This is a genomic window from Paeniglutamicibacter sp., assembly GCF_046714615.1.
Classification (GTDB): Bacteria; Actinomycetota; Actinomycetes; order Actinomycetales; family Micrococcaceae; genus Paeniglutamicibacter.
This window is the reverse complement of record NZ_JBKKAP010000080.1, coordinates 1-15,168: the sequence shown is the minus strand read 5'-3', so window position 1 is coordinate 15,168 and position 15,168 is coordinate 1. Positions and strand designations below refer to the sequence as shown.

Genomic DNA, 15,168 nt, shown 5'->3' with positions numbered 1-15,168 from the left:
CGCCGATCTCGGCCTCGTAGCCGTCGTGGGGCGGGGCCGGGGCGCCCCGCGCCGCCCCCCCCGGGGCCCCCCCCCCCCGGGCGCCCCAACACCGGCGTCCGGGTCTTCACCCCGGCCGGCTGACTCCGGCGCCCGTTACGGGCCGTTCCCAGGACTCGATGTCCCCGGGGACGGCATCGAAGGCGGGATGCAACAGCGGCGGGTCGGCCGCGGCAAGCCGCACCTCCCGCTCCGCATCGCGCACCGCCAGCTTGGCCAACAGGTGCTCGCGCTCGTAGCCGACCTGGCCGGTAGTCACCATGAGCATTTGCACCGTGCCCTCCGCCGGCGGGAGCAAGATCAGGGCGCGGTTGAAGTTGTAGCCGCGCTTATCGGCCTCCCATGCCAGGCCCTCCAGGTAGTTTCCGACCGCGGCGAGTGGATCCGCCGTGGCCCGGAAGCGTTGCAATTGCGGGTGGTTCCGGTAGCCGGTGGTCTTCCCGTCCAACACCTTCTGCGCGAGCAGGGTTTCACGCCAGCAGGCGAGCAGGCCCTTGGTGTCCAGGTACGTGGGGTGCAGACTCCAAAGGCGCATTCGGCCATCATATCGGTGTCCCTGTCAGCCTGCGCCGTAAACAACTGCGAACTTCGGCAGAGCTCTGGTGCAATGGGGTTCATGAGTGAAAACAACGGTGCCGGCACCAAGGCCCCCATCGACATTGAATTGCAATTGCGCTGGTCCGACGAGGACGCGCTCGGGCACGTGAACAATGCCCGCATCGTCACGCTGATGGAGGAGGCGCGGCTCCGCTGGACGCTGCCGCGCGGCAAGTCGGGCCGCTTCCCCCACGGCACCGTCGTTGCCTCGCTGCGGCTGGACTACCTGCGTCCGCTTTACTACCAACCGACGATGATCATCCAGTTGTCCGTGGTGCGCATCGGCACCAAGTCGTTCTCCCTGCGGCACGTGGGAATCCAGGACGGGCAGCGGGTTTTTGACGGCACCACGGTCATGGTGCCGCTGGCCGAGGACGGGCTGTCCTCGCGTGCGCTCAACGACCTCGAGTGCGGCTGGCTTGAAAGTGCTTATGTTGAGGCCAACGCCTGATTGCAGTTCGGTCAGCACTGTTCGGCGGTGGGTCAGTCTGCTCGTAATGCTTTCTCGACATTGCGGCCGACGGCCGAGCTGAGCAGCTCTGTTTGGTGAGGTGCCAGAGTCGACCATGCGCCCTCATGGTGTTCTCCAACCAACGATGCGATTTCCTGTACGCGAGCGCTGATCTCGTCCTGGTCGAGGTTTATTCGCTTGGCAAGCTTGCGCCAGTGGGAGAGACTTACCGCCTGCGATTGTCGGGCGCCGGCGATCCGCATGGCAAGGTTCTGGTCATACTCCGGATACAGCGAAACAGGCACTGCGTCGTACAAGGGCGCAAGGGAGACTTGTCCTGGGCGAAGGAATAATGAGTAGTTCTTCGCGTGTGCGTCAGCGTTTCCTATCAGGGTATTGAAAACAACCTGGGCGAGGAACCTACGGCGCAGGTTCCCGTCGTGATCCACTTCGGAGAGCTTCCGAAAAGCTTGTTCCATGGTGACGTTGTACTTGTCCGTCGGCCCGATTCCCAGGGCTTGGGCGAGATCTTCGGCGTGCAAGCGGCGAGGGAACACGGAATTGCTCTGTCGTACCCGGTCAAAGCGTTCGACGATGAAAGCTTGTTGGTCCTCGACATGCAGTACGCGGGCCGATGCGGCGTCAACCCCGATTCGGCGGGCCAATGCAAGGGCGGCGGATTCCGCTTCCTCGATGCCTGCAAGTCGTGGTGCCCCCGGTTTCACGATGTGGGTCGAAGGCACGCTTTCGTTGGACCAATACCACTCGCCGTCAATGTCGGCAATCGCGAATTTTCCTTGGGTCCCCGCCAGAGAAAAGCGGGCGGGGGCCCCGGCGGGGATCCACGCGTCCGCGTCTTGTTTGATGCTGCTGATTCTGTTGGCGAGAGCGCGACTCAGCACGGGGTTCATTCTAGGCACGCCGGCATAGAGGTTGGCGCCCTCTGGCAGCAGGACCAATCCGCCGGCAAGATCTTCGCCAGCCTTTGCCAGGAGAGCATAGGTCGTGGGGTTTTCGACTTCGTAAGCACGGGCCATGCGTGCACGCGTATGGTCAGCATCGGGCAACAGATTGTCCAAGAAGCGTTGGGCAGCAAGTTTGGATGAGCTGCCGTCGCGCGGTAGCGAAAGCGAGATAGGTGTATCAGGGGCGCCTTCGTCATAGTGAAATCGCGCCGGTTGGTTTGTGCCAAAGATAAATCGGCCAGCATAGTGGCCTTCGAGCCAAGCCTCGAGTATCTGGGTCATGCAGCTGCCAAATCCGGGAGGGCTGTCGGTTCGATATTCAAGATGCGGAGAATTCTGCGACTCGGCGTAGGTGAAGATAAACGTATTGCGCGTTCAATCTTCCTCAAGTCCTCAATGGGTACGCCAGCCATGCTGGCCAGCTCGGTCTGGGTGAGGCCTTGAATCAGGCGCTCGGAGGAGACGACGTCCGCCAGGTCTTCTGGCTTGCGGAGGTACTCTTCCTGCGGGCGATGCAGAGCCTCCATGACGTATGCAGAGTTTCCCGCGAGGGCATGTTCAACCAGATTGGTTCCGAAATTCAGTGGGCCTGAATTCTTGCCGCCCCACCAGTCGAAAAGCAAAGCCGCAGGATTAGCGGAGGCACGCAGCTCGGCGATGCGTTTGGCCGTGCGCTTGCGGTCTTGGCCCCTCAGCCCGGTGAGACTGCGGTGATGCAGCGCCCTCGACAGGATCAGCCGCGAATGTTCGGACAGTGGCCTGCGCAAGGCGCGGCGGAGCACGAGGTTATCGATATGCCAGTTGCCCCCGACCTTGTGGGCCTTGAGTTTGCCTTGCTGGATCAGGGCACGCACGCGTCGCTCGGTCACACCGAGCGCTTTGCTTGCTTCCCAAACGTTCATGACACAAGTATACCGTTGGCGCCGCCGTGGAGAGGGGGAAGAGCCTCCAGATGGTTAGCCCAGGTGCCCGGCCATGCGCTGCTGCATCGCCGCGCTGGCCTCATTCAGGCCAACAATCTCCACCCGTTTGCCTCCGGCCTCGTACTTGGCGGTGATCGCGTCGAGCGCCGCAAGCGTGGAGACATCCCAGAGGTGCGAGGCGTGCATGTCGATGACCACGTGTCCCGGGTCCAGCGCGTACTGGAACTGCGTGTACAGGTCGTTGGAGGAAGCAAAAAACAGCTCGCCATTGACCGTGTAGGTCGCGGTTTCGCCCGCGGCATCCACCGTGCGCCGGACGGTGACGAAGTGAGCCACGCGCCGCGCGAAGAGCACCATCGCGGTGAGCACGCCGGCACCCACGCCCACGGCCAGGTTGTGGGACCAAACCGTGGCCACCACGGTGATGAGCATGACCGAGGTTTCGCTCTTGGGCATGCGGCGCAGCGTGGAGGGCCGGATGCTGTGCCAGTCGAAGGTCGCCCATGACACGAAGATCATGACCGCCACCAGGGCAAGCATGGGGATCAGCGCCACGACGTCGCCGAAGACCACCACCAGCACCAGCAGGAAGACGCCGGCCAGGAACGTGGAGATCCGCGTCCGCGCGCCCGAGGCCTTCACGTTGATCATGGTCTGGCCGATCATGGCGCAGCCGCCCATGCCCCCGAAGAACCCGGTGACCAGGTTGGCCACGCCCTGGCCCCAGGCCTCGCGGGTCTTGTTGGACGCGGTGTCGGTCACGTCGTCGACCAGCTTCGCGGTCATCAGCGACTCGAGCAGGCCCACGAAGGCCACCGCCAGCGCGTAGGGGGCAATGACCTTGAAGGTCTCAAGGTCCAGCGGGATCTGCGGGAAGAACAGCTCGGGAAGGGACGAGGGCAGCTCGCCCTTGTCACCCACCGTCGGCACCGTGATCGAAGCCAGGACGGTGACCAGGGTCAGCACCACGATGGCCACCAGCGGGGCCGGGACCCTGGTGGTGATCCGCGGCAGCCCGAAGACGATCAGCAGGGACAGGCCCAGCAACGGGTAGACCAGCCACGGCACGTTCATGAGCTCGGGCAGCTGGGCGATGAACACCAGGATCGCCAGCGCGTTCACGAACCCGACCATGACCTGGCGGGGGATGAAGCGCATCAGCTTGGCCACGCCCAACACCGCCAGCAGGACCTGGAAGACACCCGCCAGCAGGATCGCCGCGACCAGGTAGTGCACGCCGTGGCTTGCCACCAGCGGTGCGATCACCAAGGCCACCGCGCCGGTGGCGGCTGAGATCATGGCGGGGCGCCCGCCGACGAACGCGATGGTCACCGCCATGGTGAAGGCGGAAAACAATCCCACCCTGGGGTCGACCCCGGCGATGATGGAGAAAGCGATCGCCTCCGGGATCAGCGCCAGCGCCACCACCAGGCCGCCGAGGACCTCGACACCGAGCAGCCTCGGGGAGCGCAGGGTGCGGCGCACCGACTGGCGTTCGACCGGCGTGGGCGCGGCGATTGCGGCGGCGGGCAGGGAAGGCATGAAGGATTTCCGTTCAGGAGGATTGCTGCAAGGAAGCGCCTGCCTCGGTGGTACCCGCCGGACGAAACGGGCAGGGTGTCGCACGGGCGGCGCAGGACAAGGGATTCAGCCCAATTCTAAGGGAGCCACGGGCACTGCGGATCGTCGATGTGTCGGAGGGGACAAACCATGCGCACGGGACACTCACCCGTGCTTGATTATCGGCACGGTGCCGCAGGAGGATTCCGTGCAGATCCTCGACGAGGCGGTTACCTGCCGGTAAGGCCGCAAGAGGGCCAAAACGGTGAACCGTCGCTTAGGATGAGGTATCAAATTACCCGCCGCCATGTGGCGGGGGGCGGCATCATTGGCGGAGCAACCGCAGTCGCCGCCTCGGCGCAACGGGGACAGCGCAACGGGGACACGAGGGGGAGGGTGGCATGGGGGCCGCATCCGGCCGGCAGGCCGGACATCCAACCATCGCAAGGTTCCTGGCTTGGGACGACGGAACCTGCAGGTTGTTGTTCATTCGCTCCGCGGCAGGTACGGGCCGCGGAAGTTTTGCGCGCTCGTGGATCGGCTGGCCGAACGACTTCGCTCTGATCCCGGGCTGCACCTGGCCGTCATCCTGGCGCCGGCCGCCTCCATCTGGGACCTGGCCTCCCGAACCCCGTGCCTGGTGGCAAAGCTCCGCTACCTGCTGCTGGATGCCGGGAAGACGGCGCAGCTCGTTGGCGCGGGAGCGCACGTCGACCAACTCGATGCCCATCGCATCCACGAGTTGTCCGGCGGGTGGCTTGCGGCGGTCCGGGCCCTTGCCGCGGATCCGAAGGCCGACATCCGCGCCCAGCAGGTCATCCGCGGTGGGCTGGCTATCTGGCTGGCCCACCGCGACCCCGACGGCGCATTGTCCGAGGCGGGATTCCTGCCTGAATTCGACAGGCGCACCGTCGAGGCCTTCTACGGTGAATTTTCCCCGGCGGTGCACACCCTGGAGGAACTCGTCGAGGCGGGCCTGGTGCAGGGGGACGGCCAGGGCGGCTGGATGATGCCCCGGATGGTGCGGCAAGTGCTGGTGGAACGGGTCGGGCTGCGTGGCCGTGAACTCACCGCCGTCCTGGAACAGGCCGCCGTCAACGCGATGGCCGCGACACGGGGGGTGGGCGAGGCGGTGGATTCGGCCGTGGCGCAGCGCAGCTGGCCGGCACTGTTGAACCTGTTGCTGGAACATTGGGTGGACGTCTTCATCGGCAACCCCAAGGAATTGGGCGTCATTGCGGGCAAGATCCCGCGTTTCATTTCCGAGCAGACGGAGTACATGCGGGTTGGCCTGCGGATCCTCGGCGCGACGGACCGGGACGGCATGTCCCTTCAGCTCCCGGCGTTCGAACCCGACTACGCCACGAACCAAACGGCCCAGCGCCTGCATCGGGATGCGGAGCGGCTCTACGGCAAACCCAACGCCCACGCCCTGACCGTGGGCATCCTGGAGATGCTCCATCTACGGCTGGCGGGGCTGTATCCGGAAGCGGCGGCCGCCGCCACGCGCCTGCGCGCGACGTTGCACCAGGCGCTTGACACCCAAAAGCTCAACCCGGCCCTGGTGGCACTGATCGAACTCCAGACCCGCATTTCCCTGTACCTGGCCGGCCAGGATGTCCAGGCACGCCAGGCCTATGAACGGGGCTTCCACTGGGCGCAGGTCTCCGGCAAGGCATTCTTGCTCGCGGACGTGGCCGGGAAGCTTGCCCTGCTCAAAATCCTGGAAGGCGACAGCGCCGCCGCGCTGCGCTGGCTGGCCGAGCACGATGCCGCCATTGGGGATGTTGGGTGGGGTCGGCTGATGGTGGCTCGCACCGCCGCGATGGCCCGCGCCTACCTGGCCCTGGCCCGCCTCGACTACGCCGGCTTCGATGAGGCAATGGGCGCCTTGCCCCCGACAGCTGACAACGACGAATTCTGGTCCGTTCATGCCCAGCTGCTGGCGCTGCAAAAGATCAATACCGGAATCTTTGATGCGGCGAGGGCGCTGATCTCATCACTCCGCCAGGAGCGCCGCTACGCGGCGGCCTCGCCCCTGGCGCAGAGGCTATTCGACGACACGCTCATGCTGGTTGAAATCCTGCAAGGCGGCGTCATGCGCACCGGAGCCGGGTCCGAAAACAGGGATCCGCTTCTGCTGGCGCTCGGCCACCTGCTAAACGGGAATCCCGACGCGGCCCTGGTGGCCCTTCAGGATGTCCCGCTGACGCGGGGCCTGCGTCGGCGGGGAAACCTTGCACTGTATTTGGATCTCGCCGCACGGAACCCCTTGGGCCCAACGCCGGCGACATTGCAGGGCCTGCGGCGGCTGCATCGGGACTCGGGGGTTCTTTACGAAATTTCGATTCTGGGCCTGGTTCCCGGATGGTCCGAGGTGGGACGGTCCTTGGATCTTGAGCCCGAGGAGTTCCAGCGACTGGGTTTCGCGTTGGATCTCGCGCCCACGCCGTTGCCCAGGCGGCCGGACCTCACCGTGCGCGAACAGGAGGTCTTGCGGCAACTGCGTGCGGGAATGACCCGCCGGCAGATTGCCGAGGCAGGCTACCGGTCCGAAAACACTGTCAAGACCCAGATGCGCAGCCTCTATCGGAAGCTGGAGGCCTCGGACATGAAGCGGGCACTGGAAAACGCGCGGGCCTGGGGTCTCTGAGGGCCGGGCCCGCGTCCCTAAAGCTGCCTGCCTATTTCCAGCTCGGCGCCGATTTGTAGTGCCGCACGCGCGACCTGTTCGCCGAAGTCCCGGCCCGGGGAGACGGCAACGCGGCTGAGTGGCACCGCCAGGCAGAGCGTGGCGATCATCTGGTCGCGCAGCAGGACAGGTGCACTGACCGAACCCAGCCCCGGGGTGCGTCGCCCCACTGATTCGACCCACCCGTGTTCCGCCACGGATTCCAGTGCCTCGGGATCGCGGGAGAGCAGACGCCCGCTCGACCCGTTGGGTAGTTCCAGAACGGAGCCAGCCGGCAGCGTGGCCTTGAGCTCGTGCTGGCTGTCCACCGTCACCCGGCAGATGCGCCGTTCGCCCCGGCGGATCCACAATTGGGCTGTCTCGCCGGTGGCATTGCGCAGTTCGGTGAGGATCGGCTGGGCAATGGATTCCAGTGCGGTACGCACGAAGCGGTGGCCCAGCTTGAAGTCGCCGTCATCGATGCGGCGCAGGAACCCGTACTCCACCATGGACAGGGCCAGGCGATGGACGGTCGACACCGACAATCCGGTGCGCCGCGCCAGCTCGCTGGCCGAGGCCGAGGAATCGTCCACCGCGTCAAGGACCATGGCGATCCGTTCAAGCATGCGGTTGCTGGTGGTTGCCGCCTCGGCCATGACTGTCTCCTGCTGGTTCTATTGGGTGAGTTGTATCCCCGCCCAATGCTATGTGACGTGCTTTTTGCTGAATCATTGGCCCGACGGTGACCGTTGGATTGGCCTGCGGTCGGGACGCGAGGGGAAGGCCGCCCGATATCAAATACCGACCTACCCCTTGCTGTGCGCTGGATCACTTGCTATGGTCTTCCTGCTCACAGGGAAGCATATCCCATTGTATGGGAAGTCTCGACGAAGTCACCGAAAAAAGGGCCACAGCCATGACAGAAAATCTCCACCTCCCGGGCAGCACCTTGCCGCTCGACGGAATCCGCGTGCTGGAACTGGGCAGCTTCATCGCCGCCCCGTTCGCGGCACGGCTCTTCGGCGACTTTGGGGCCGAAGTCATCAAGATCGAGAAGCCCGACGGCGGAGACGAACTGCGCGACTGGCGCAAGACCCGCGGCGCCACCTCGATGCTCTTCCGCACCATGGGCAGGAACAAGAAGTCCGTAGCCCTGGACCTGCGCAGCGAGCTGGGTCGCGAGGCCGTGCTGCGGATCGTGGCAAAGACCGACGTGGTCATCGAAAACTTCCGCCCGGGAACCCTGGAAAAGTGGGGACTTGGCCCCGAGGAACTGCACGCTGCCAACCCCAACCTGGTCATGGTCCGCATCTCCGGCTATGGGCAGACCGGCCCCTACAAGAACCGCGCCGGATTCGGCAGCTCTGCCGAGTCCTTCGCCGGCCTGCGCTACATCACCGGCGAGCCTGACCGCCCGGCCGGCCGCGCCGCCGCCAGCGTCGGGGACACCGTCTCGGGCCTTTACGGCGTCATCGGCGCGCTGATGCTGATGTTCCAGAAGGCCAAGGGCGTGACCAGTGAGGGCCCGCAGATCGTTGACGTGGCGCTCTACGAGGGAGTCTTCTCCCTGCTCGAATCCCTGGTCCCGGACTACGACGCCTACGGCATGGTGCGCAAGCGCACCGGCGGCGCCCTGCCCGGGGTCGTGCCCACCGGATCCTACCCGTGCGGGGACGACCTGGAGGTCGTGATCGGCGGCAACTCCAACTCGGTGTTCGTACGCCTCATGAAGGCCATCGACCGTACGGACCTCGCCGCCGATGCGACCCTGCTGACCACCGAGGGACGCGGCGCCCGCGAAGAGGAGCTGAACGGTGCCATCGCCGCATGGACCTCGTCCATGCCGCTGGCTGAGGTGCTCACGGCGCTGGACACCGCCGGCGTTCCCGCCGGGCCGGTCTACGACGCCCCCTCGATCGCCAAGGACGAGCACTACCTTGCCCGCGACATGATCCAGACCCACGAGGTCATCATCGAAGACGAACCCGAACTGATCCGCTTCCCCGGCGTGGTTCCCAAGCTTCCAGGCCACGAGGGCCGCGTCGCCTGGGTCGGCCCGGAGCTCGGCGAACACACCCATGAGGTGCTCGCGGACCTGGCGGGCCTGAGCACCGAGGAAATCAACTCACTCGGCGTCAAGGAGAACAACTGACATGCAGATCCACATCACCGATGTCTTCCTGCGCGACGGCCTGCAGGACGAAAACGTCATCGTCTCCACGACCGACAAGCTCGCCATCGCAGATGCATTGCTGGCCGCGGGCGTGAAGCGGCTCGAGGTTGCTTCCTTCGTGAACCCCGCCCGCGTGCCGCAAATGGGTGACGCCGCGCAGGTGCTGGCAGGGTTGCCCGCCGGCAGCGGGGCGACATTCACGTCCCTGGCACTGAACGGCAAGGGGATCGTCCGGGCCGTGGCGGCAGGCGCCACCAACATCCAGGTCGTGACCTCCGCCAGTCAGGCACACAGCAGCGCGAATGCAGGGTCCAGCATCGAGCAAGCGCTCGAATCCCTCGCTGCCGACGTTGCGGCCCACCCCGGCATCAACTTCTTTGCCGGGATCTCCACCGCCTTCACCTGCCCCTTCGAGGGCGAGATCGAGCCAGGCCACCTGCTGCGCGTGGTCCGCGCCTTCAAGGCCATGGGCATCACCCAGATCGGCCTGGCCGACACCCTGGGCACCACCCCCACCGGCCGACTCATGGATTCCGTGCGCCACATCCAGGATGCCGAGCCGGAACTGACCTACTACCTGCACCTGCACAACGCCCATGGCCAGGCGCTGACAACCGTCGATGCGGCCATTGAGGCGGGCATCACGCGTTTTGACAGCGCGCTGGGCGGCTACGGCGGTTGCCCGTTCGCCCCCGGAGCCGCGGGGAACCTTGCCACCGAGGAACTCGTGGCGCACCTGCACGCAGCCGGACACGAGACCCGCATCGACGAAACCGCACTCAACCGGGCCGTGCTGCTGGGTCGCGACGCGGTGTCCAACTCCCCGGCACTGCCGGCCAGCGCCCTGACCGGGCACTAGAACCACTCCCATCCACCGCACGCCGGGATTCCTCCGCCAGGAGCCGGTGCGCCCCATCTTTCTGCGAGGACGACGATGTCTCAGATTGAAAATCCCACTTCCATCCTTGACGAGCAATTCCCCGACGAGCCCGGCGTCCAGCGCGGCGTCGAACCAAGCGTCGGCAAGCTGCGCGGCACGCATTTCCCCGGCCCGCGCGGCACCCGGATCGCCAGCCTGCCGGCTGCACTGTTCATTGTGCTGGCCGCCATGGTGTTCATTGCCGCGCTGACCGGCAACCTCCCCGATTCCATGCTCTCGGGCTTTGCCGTCACGATCCTGCTCGGCGGGTTGCTGATCTGGATCGGCAACCTGTTCCCGGTGGTGCGCGACTTCGGCCTGCCCACGGTGTTGTGTACCTTCATCCCCGCCACGCTCATGTCCTTCGACCTGTTGCCGGCGAACTTCGTGGAGGTCGTGGAGAACTTCGTCAAGGGACACGGGTTCCTGGACTTCTTCGTCATCACCATCATCGCCGGCTCCATCCTGGGCATGCCGCGCGCCCTGCTGCTGAAGGCCGGACCGCGCTTCGCTGTGCCGCTCATCGGCTGCCTGGCCGCCACGTTTGTGCTCATCGGCTTGCTGGGCGCGGCGACCGGATTCGGCTTCATGGAGGGCATCTTGTTCATCGCCGCCCCGATCATGGCCGGCGGCCTGGGCGTGGGCGCGCTGCCGATGAGCGAGATGTATGCTTCCAGGACCGGGCTGGACTCCGCGACCTTCATGGGCGATTTGATGTCGGCGGTCGTGGTGGCCAACATCGTCTGCATCATCATCGCCGGCATCTACAACGGCCTGGGCAAGACCCGCAAGCAGTTCTTCGTCGGCTTCAACGGCCACGGCGAACTGATGCGCATCAAGGGCAAGAAGTCCGAGTTGTCGCTGCCGCCGAAGAATGAGGCCTCCTCGTTCATCGCCCTGGGCAAGGGCCTGCTCTTCGCCGGCGCGCTGTTCATCTTCGGCCAGCTGGTCGGCTCCTACCTCGAGGTCCTGCACCCCTACGCGTGGACCATCATTGCCGCCGCCGCGGTGAAGATCTTCGGCTGGCTGCCCAAGGACATCGAGGAATCCACCGCGGACTGGGGCGACCTGGTGGGTGCCACCATGGTCCCGGCGCTGCTGGTGGGCGTGAGCATCAGCTACATCGACATGGGCGAAGTTGTTGCCTCGCTGAGCAACCCGAAGTTCATCGTGCTGACGGTTGCCACGGTGCTGATCGCGACCCTCACCTCGGGCATCCTGGGATGGCTCATGAAGTTCAACTTCGTGGAAGCCTCCATCACCCCGGGACTGGTCATGGCCGACACCGGCGGCAGCGGAGATGTCGCGGTGCTCAGCGCCGCGAACCGCATGCACCTGATGCCCTTTGCCGCGCTGACCAACCGGCTTGGAGGAGCGCTCGTGCTCTTCGTGACCTCACTGCTCGTTCCGTTCCTGGCGCTATAGGCCGGAACACGGGCCAGCGGATGGCTGCTCCATGAAGGGCCCCCGACGCGGCGTCGGGGGCCCTTCGTGCGGGACTTCCATGGACTGATGCTCATCGCTGGCATAGCGTGGACAGGAGGGGAGCAAGGGGCGCAGCGGAAGTGCATATGCCAAGCATGGCGAAGCCCGCGTAGCCACGGGTGCCGGCCGCTTTCGGCCATGCGGGGTCCGCGGCATTGGCCGCAATGGCGAAAATGTCCCGGCGACTGCCGTTCCTATCATTGCCTCCCACGGACCGCCCAACCACAAACCCGTCCACCGGAAAAGGAATCATCGTGTCATTGCTTGAAGAATCACTCTGGAATTCAAGGATCAACATCAATGGATGGGTGCAGGGGACCGCCGGGACCCAGGATGTCATGGAACCGGCCACCGGAAACGTGCTGGGCAGGCTCGGGGTGGCCTCCGCCGACGACGTGCTGCGTGCAGCAACTGCGGCCGCCCGGGCGCAGGTACTCTGGGCCGCGAAGAAGCCGGAGGAACGCGCCGCGGTGCTGCGCCGCGCGGGGGACCTCTGGGAGGAACATGCACAGGAGATCCAATCCTGGCTTATCCGCGAGGCCGGCAGCATCCCGGCCAAGGCGGGCCTGGAAACCCACACCGCCGCCCAGGAGTGCTGGGAGGCGGCGGCGCTGCCCTCGCACCCGCATGGCGAGGTGCTCACTTCCAACGAGGACCGCTGGTCCTTTGCCCGCCGCCGTCCCTCCGGGGTCGTGTCAGTGATTGCCCCGTTCAACTTCCCGCTGATCCTCTCCATCCGCTCGGTGGCACCGGCACTTGCCCTGGGCAACGCGGTGCTGCTCAAGCCCGACCCCCGCACGGCCGTCTGCGGCGGCGTGACCCTGATGCGGATTTTCGAGGAAGCAGGCCTCCCCTCCGGCGTCCTCTCGCTGCTGCCCGGCGGTGCCGATGTGGGAGCCGCCGTGGTCGAGGCCCCGGAAGTCCGCGTGGTGTCCTTCACCGGGTCCACCGCAGCCGGACGAAAGGTCGGCGAGGCCGCGGCCCGGCACCTGAAGCGTGCCCACCTGGAACTGGGCGGCAACAGCGCGCTGATCGTGCTGCCCGGCGCCGACCTGCCCAAGGCAGCCTCCGCCGGCGCCTTCGGTTCCTTCATGCACCAAGGGCAGATCTGCATGACCACCGGGCGCCATTTCGTCCACGAGTCGCTCTACGACGACTACGTGGACGCGCTTTCCGAGAAGGCCCGCACCATCCCGGTGGGGGATCCGAACACCGAGCGGGTGGCGCTGGGCCCGATCATCGACGAACACCAGCTGGGAAACATCGATCGCATCGTCCATGCCTCGGTGATGGCCGGCGGACGCCTGGCCGCGGGCGGCACCTTCGACGGGCTCTTCTACGCACCCACGGTGCTGGCGGACCTGGCGCTGGACAACCCGGCTTTCAAGGACGAGATCTTCGGACCGGTTGCCCCGGTTACGAGGTACTCCGACATCGAGGAGTTGGTCCAGCAGGTCAACGCCAACGAATACGGCCTCTCGGTGGGCATCCTGGGTGATGTGGGACTGGCCATGCAGATCGCCGATCGCGTGCATTCCGGCAAGGTCCACATCAACGAGCAGACCATCTCCGACGAGGCAAACGCCCCGTTCGGCGGCGTGGGCGCCTCGGGCACCGGATCGCGCTTCGGCGGGGCCGCGGCGAATATCGAGGCATTCACCGAAACCCAGTGGCTGACCATGCGCCCGGAGATCGCCGACTACCCGTTCTGAGCCGCGGCCACGCAGAGGGCAAATATTGGGTTCAGATTTACTTGAAGCCTCAACCATTTTAGGTGTATGCTTATTTCATGACTACTGCAGCCGACCGCCCACCGGTACTCTTCCTCTCCCACGGCGCACCACCGCTCGCCGACGATGCCACCTGGACCGCCGAACTGGCCGCATGGTCCGGCGCCATGGAAAAGCCCAAAGACATCCTGATGATTTCCGCACACTGGGAGAACGCGCCCGTGTCGTTGAGCGCCACGCGCCAGAAGCAGGAACTCGTCTACGACTTCTGGGGCTTCCCGCAGCACTACTACGACGTGCGCTACGACGCGCCAATGGCGCCGGAGCTGGCCGACGAGGTCGCCCGCTTGACCGGCAACCACGGCCACCACGTCGAGCGCGACGAAACCCGCGGCCTTGACCACGGCGCCTACGTGCCGCTGAAGGAAATGTTCCCCGATGCGGACGTCCCGGTGGTGCAGATGTCCATGCCCACCCTGGACCCGCAGGGCCTCTTCGCCCTCGGCCAGTCGCTGGCCCCGCTGCGCGACCGCGGCACCATGATCATCGGCTCCGGCTTCACCACGCACAACCTGCGCTGGTTCAACCCCGCAGGCGGCCCTGACACCACTCCGCCGGCGGCATCCAGCGAATTCGACCACTGGGCCGAGGAAGCGATGGGTCGCGGCGATGTGGACTCCATCCTCGACTTCCTGCACAAGGCCCCGGCAGCCCGCGAAGCGCACCCGCGCTCCGAGCACTGGGCGCCGCTCTATGTCGCACTCGGCGCGGCCTACGCTTCGGGCGGCATCGAGGCCAAGACCGCGATCGACGGTTTCTGGTATGGACTCTCCAAGCGCTCCTGGTCGCTCACCTAGGCAAAAGGCAAAAGTCGGCGGGACTGCCCTCAGGGATCGCGGCGCATGATGAGCCGGGGCATCCTGCTGGCCACCGCGTCCGTGGTGCCGATGACGCGGAACCCAGCCCGCTCGAACATCGCGCGGGTGCCGACAAACGCCATGGTGGTGTCCATCCGCCCCGCCGGATCCACGGGGTGGGCCTCGACGGCCGGCGCGCCCCGGGACGCCGCGTACTGAACGGCTCCCTCAAGCAGGTGGGCCGTGACTCCCTGCCTGCGGTGGCCGCTGCGCACCACCACGCAGATGATGCTCCACACCGGAACCTCATCCACGGGGCGGATGAGCTTGGAGGCAGCCAGCCGCGGGATCTCCGCGCGGGGACCGATGCTGCACCACCCGACGGGTACCCCGTCGCGGTAGGTGATGACCCCCGGCGGGTTCTCCCGCTCGCAGAGGCTGCGCATGGCGGCCTCGCGGCTGCCGCCACCGAGCCCCTCGATGTCCTTGGCACCCAGACGGTGCGACAGGCACCAGCAGTGGGTATCCCGCCGGGTCGGATTGATGACGTCGGCGAAATCCTCGAAGATCTCGGGAGTGACCGGATGGGTCCGCCACTGGGTGTTCGGTGCGCTCTCGGGCATGTGACCATTCTGCCGCCGCTCATCGGTTCGCGGCTACGGGTCGCTGACTTTGGGTGATGCTCTGTAAATCCCCCTAAATACCTTTGGGCCGGGGCACCCGGATGAGATGCGGGGGGGGCGCCCAGGGGGTTTGGGGGCCGGTGGGGGCCCCCGGCGGGCAAATGGACGCCGGGGG

13 protein-coding genes are annotated in these 15,168 nt (G+C 65.9%); 7 read left to right on the top strand and 6 right to left on the bottom strand.

The features are described from left to right. Positions 1–106: 106 nt before the first annotated feature. The gene (locus tag ACLQ7E_RS09145; RefSeq protein ID WP_411732275.1) at positions 107–574 is read right to left on the bottom strand and encodes a pyrimidine dimer DNA glycosylase/endonuclease V; all 468 of its coding nucleotides are present in this window, start codon (positions 572–574) and stop codon (positions 107–109) included. 81 nt (positions 575–655) lie between these two features. On the opposite strand from ACLQ7E_RS09145, the gene ACLQ7E_RS09140 reads away from it, so the two are divergent. After that, a complete protein-coding gene (locus ACLQ7E_RS09140; protein ID WP_411732274.1) occupies positions 656–1,087 on the top strand; it encodes an acyl-CoA thioesterase in 432 nt (143 codons plus the stop codon). A gap of 32 nt (positions 1,088–1,119) precedes the next feature. Here the strand turns inward: ACLQ7E_RS09140 and ACLQ7E_RS09135 are convergent, their stop codons facing one another. From ACLQ7E_RS09135 to ACLQ7E_RS09125, 3 genes are read right to left on the bottom strand one after another with little or no spacing between them, the layout of a single operon-like run. Then, entirely contained in the window at positions 1,120–2,334 is a 1,215-nt protein-coding gene (locus ACLQ7E_RS09135) for a HipA domain-containing protein (protein WP_411732273.1), read from the bottom strand. Beyond that, on the bottom strand, positions 2,331–2,954 hold the full coding sequence (locus tag ACLQ7E_RS09130) for a helix-turn-helix domain-containing protein (RefSeq protein WP_411732272.1): 624 nt from the start codon (positions 2,952–2,954) through the stop codon (positions 2,331–2,333). The genes ACLQ7E_RS09135 and ACLQ7E_RS09130 overlap by 4 nt, the downstream gene beginning before the upstream one ends. A 54-nt stretch (positions 2,955–3,008) precedes the next feature. After that, positions 3,009–4,517, bottom strand: a complete 1,509-nt coding sequence (locus ACLQ7E_RS09125) for a SulP family inorganic anion transporter (protein WP_411732271.1) — start codon at positions 4,515–4,517, stop codon at positions 3,009–3,011. Positions 4,518–4,992: 475 nt separating this feature from the next. On the opposite strand from ACLQ7E_RS09125, the gene ACLQ7E_RS09120 reads away from it, so the two are divergent. Next, positions 4,993–7,188: a helix-turn-helix transcriptional regulator gene (locus tag ACLQ7E_RS09120; protein ID WP_411732270.1), complete on the top strand. Its 2,196-nt coding sequence runs from the start codon at positions 4,993–4,995 to the stop codon at positions 7,186–7,188. A gap of 17 nt (positions 7,189–7,205) precedes the next feature. Here ACLQ7E_RS09120 and ACLQ7E_RS09115 read toward each other — a convergent pair whose 3' ends face one another. After that, a complete protein-coding gene (locus tag ACLQ7E_RS09115) occupies positions 7,206–7,862 on the bottom strand; it encodes an IclR family transcriptional regulator (RefSeq protein ID WP_411732269.1) in 657 nt (218 codons plus the stop codon). A 260-nt stretch (positions 7,863–8,122) separates the two neighbouring features. Between ACLQ7E_RS09115 and ACLQ7E_RS09110 the strand changes: the two genes are divergently transcribed. The 5 genes from ACLQ7E_RS09110 (at position 8,123) to ACLQ7E_RS09090 (ending at position 14,370) form a co-directional block, all read left to right on the top strand. Continuing rightward, positions 8,123–9,358, top strand: a complete 1,236-nt coding sequence (locus tag ACLQ7E_RS09110; RefSeq protein WP_411732268.1) for a CaiB/BaiF CoA transferase family protein — start codon at positions 8,123–8,125, stop codon at positions 9,356–9,358. A gap of 1 nt (position 9,359) precedes the next feature. Beyond that, positions 9,360–10,238 carry a hydroxymethylglutaryl-CoA lyase gene (locus ACLQ7E_RS09105; protein ID WP_411732267.1) on the top strand — a complete coding sequence of 293 codons (879 nt, stop codon included), beginning with the start codon at positions 9,360–9,362 and terminating at the stop codon, positions 10,236–10,238. A gap of 75 nt (positions 10,239–10,313) precedes the next feature. After that, the gene (locus tag ACLQ7E_RS09100; protein ID WP_411732266.1) at positions 10,314–11,723 is read left to right on the top strand and encodes a 2-hydroxycarboxylate transporter family protein; all 1,410 of its coding nucleotides are present in this window, start codon (positions 10,314–10,316) and stop codon (positions 11,721–11,723) included. A gap of 314 nt (positions 11,724–12,037) precedes the next feature. Further along, on the top strand, positions 12,038–13,495 hold the full coding sequence (locus ACLQ7E_RS09095; protein WP_411732265.1) for a benzaldehyde dehydrogenase: 1,458 nt from the start codon (positions 12,038–12,040) through the stop codon (positions 13,493–13,495). A gap of 77 nt (positions 13,496–13,572) precedes the next feature. After that, positions 13,573–14,370 (top strand): dioxygenase, encoded by a 798-nt coding sequence (locus tag ACLQ7E_RS09090; protein ID WP_411732264.1) that lies wholly within the window; start codon positions 13,573–13,575, stop codon positions 14,368–14,370. 29 nt (positions 14,371–14,399) lie between these two features. Here the strand turns inward: ACLQ7E_RS09090 and ACLQ7E_RS09085 are convergent, their stop codons facing one another. Beyond that, positions 14,400–14,993: a GNAT family N-acetyltransferase gene (locus ACLQ7E_RS09085; RefSeq protein ID WP_411732263.1), complete on the bottom strand. Its 594-nt coding sequence runs from the start codon at positions 14,991–14,993 to the stop codon at positions 14,400–14,402. Positions 14,994–15,168 lie beyond the last annotated feature (175 nt).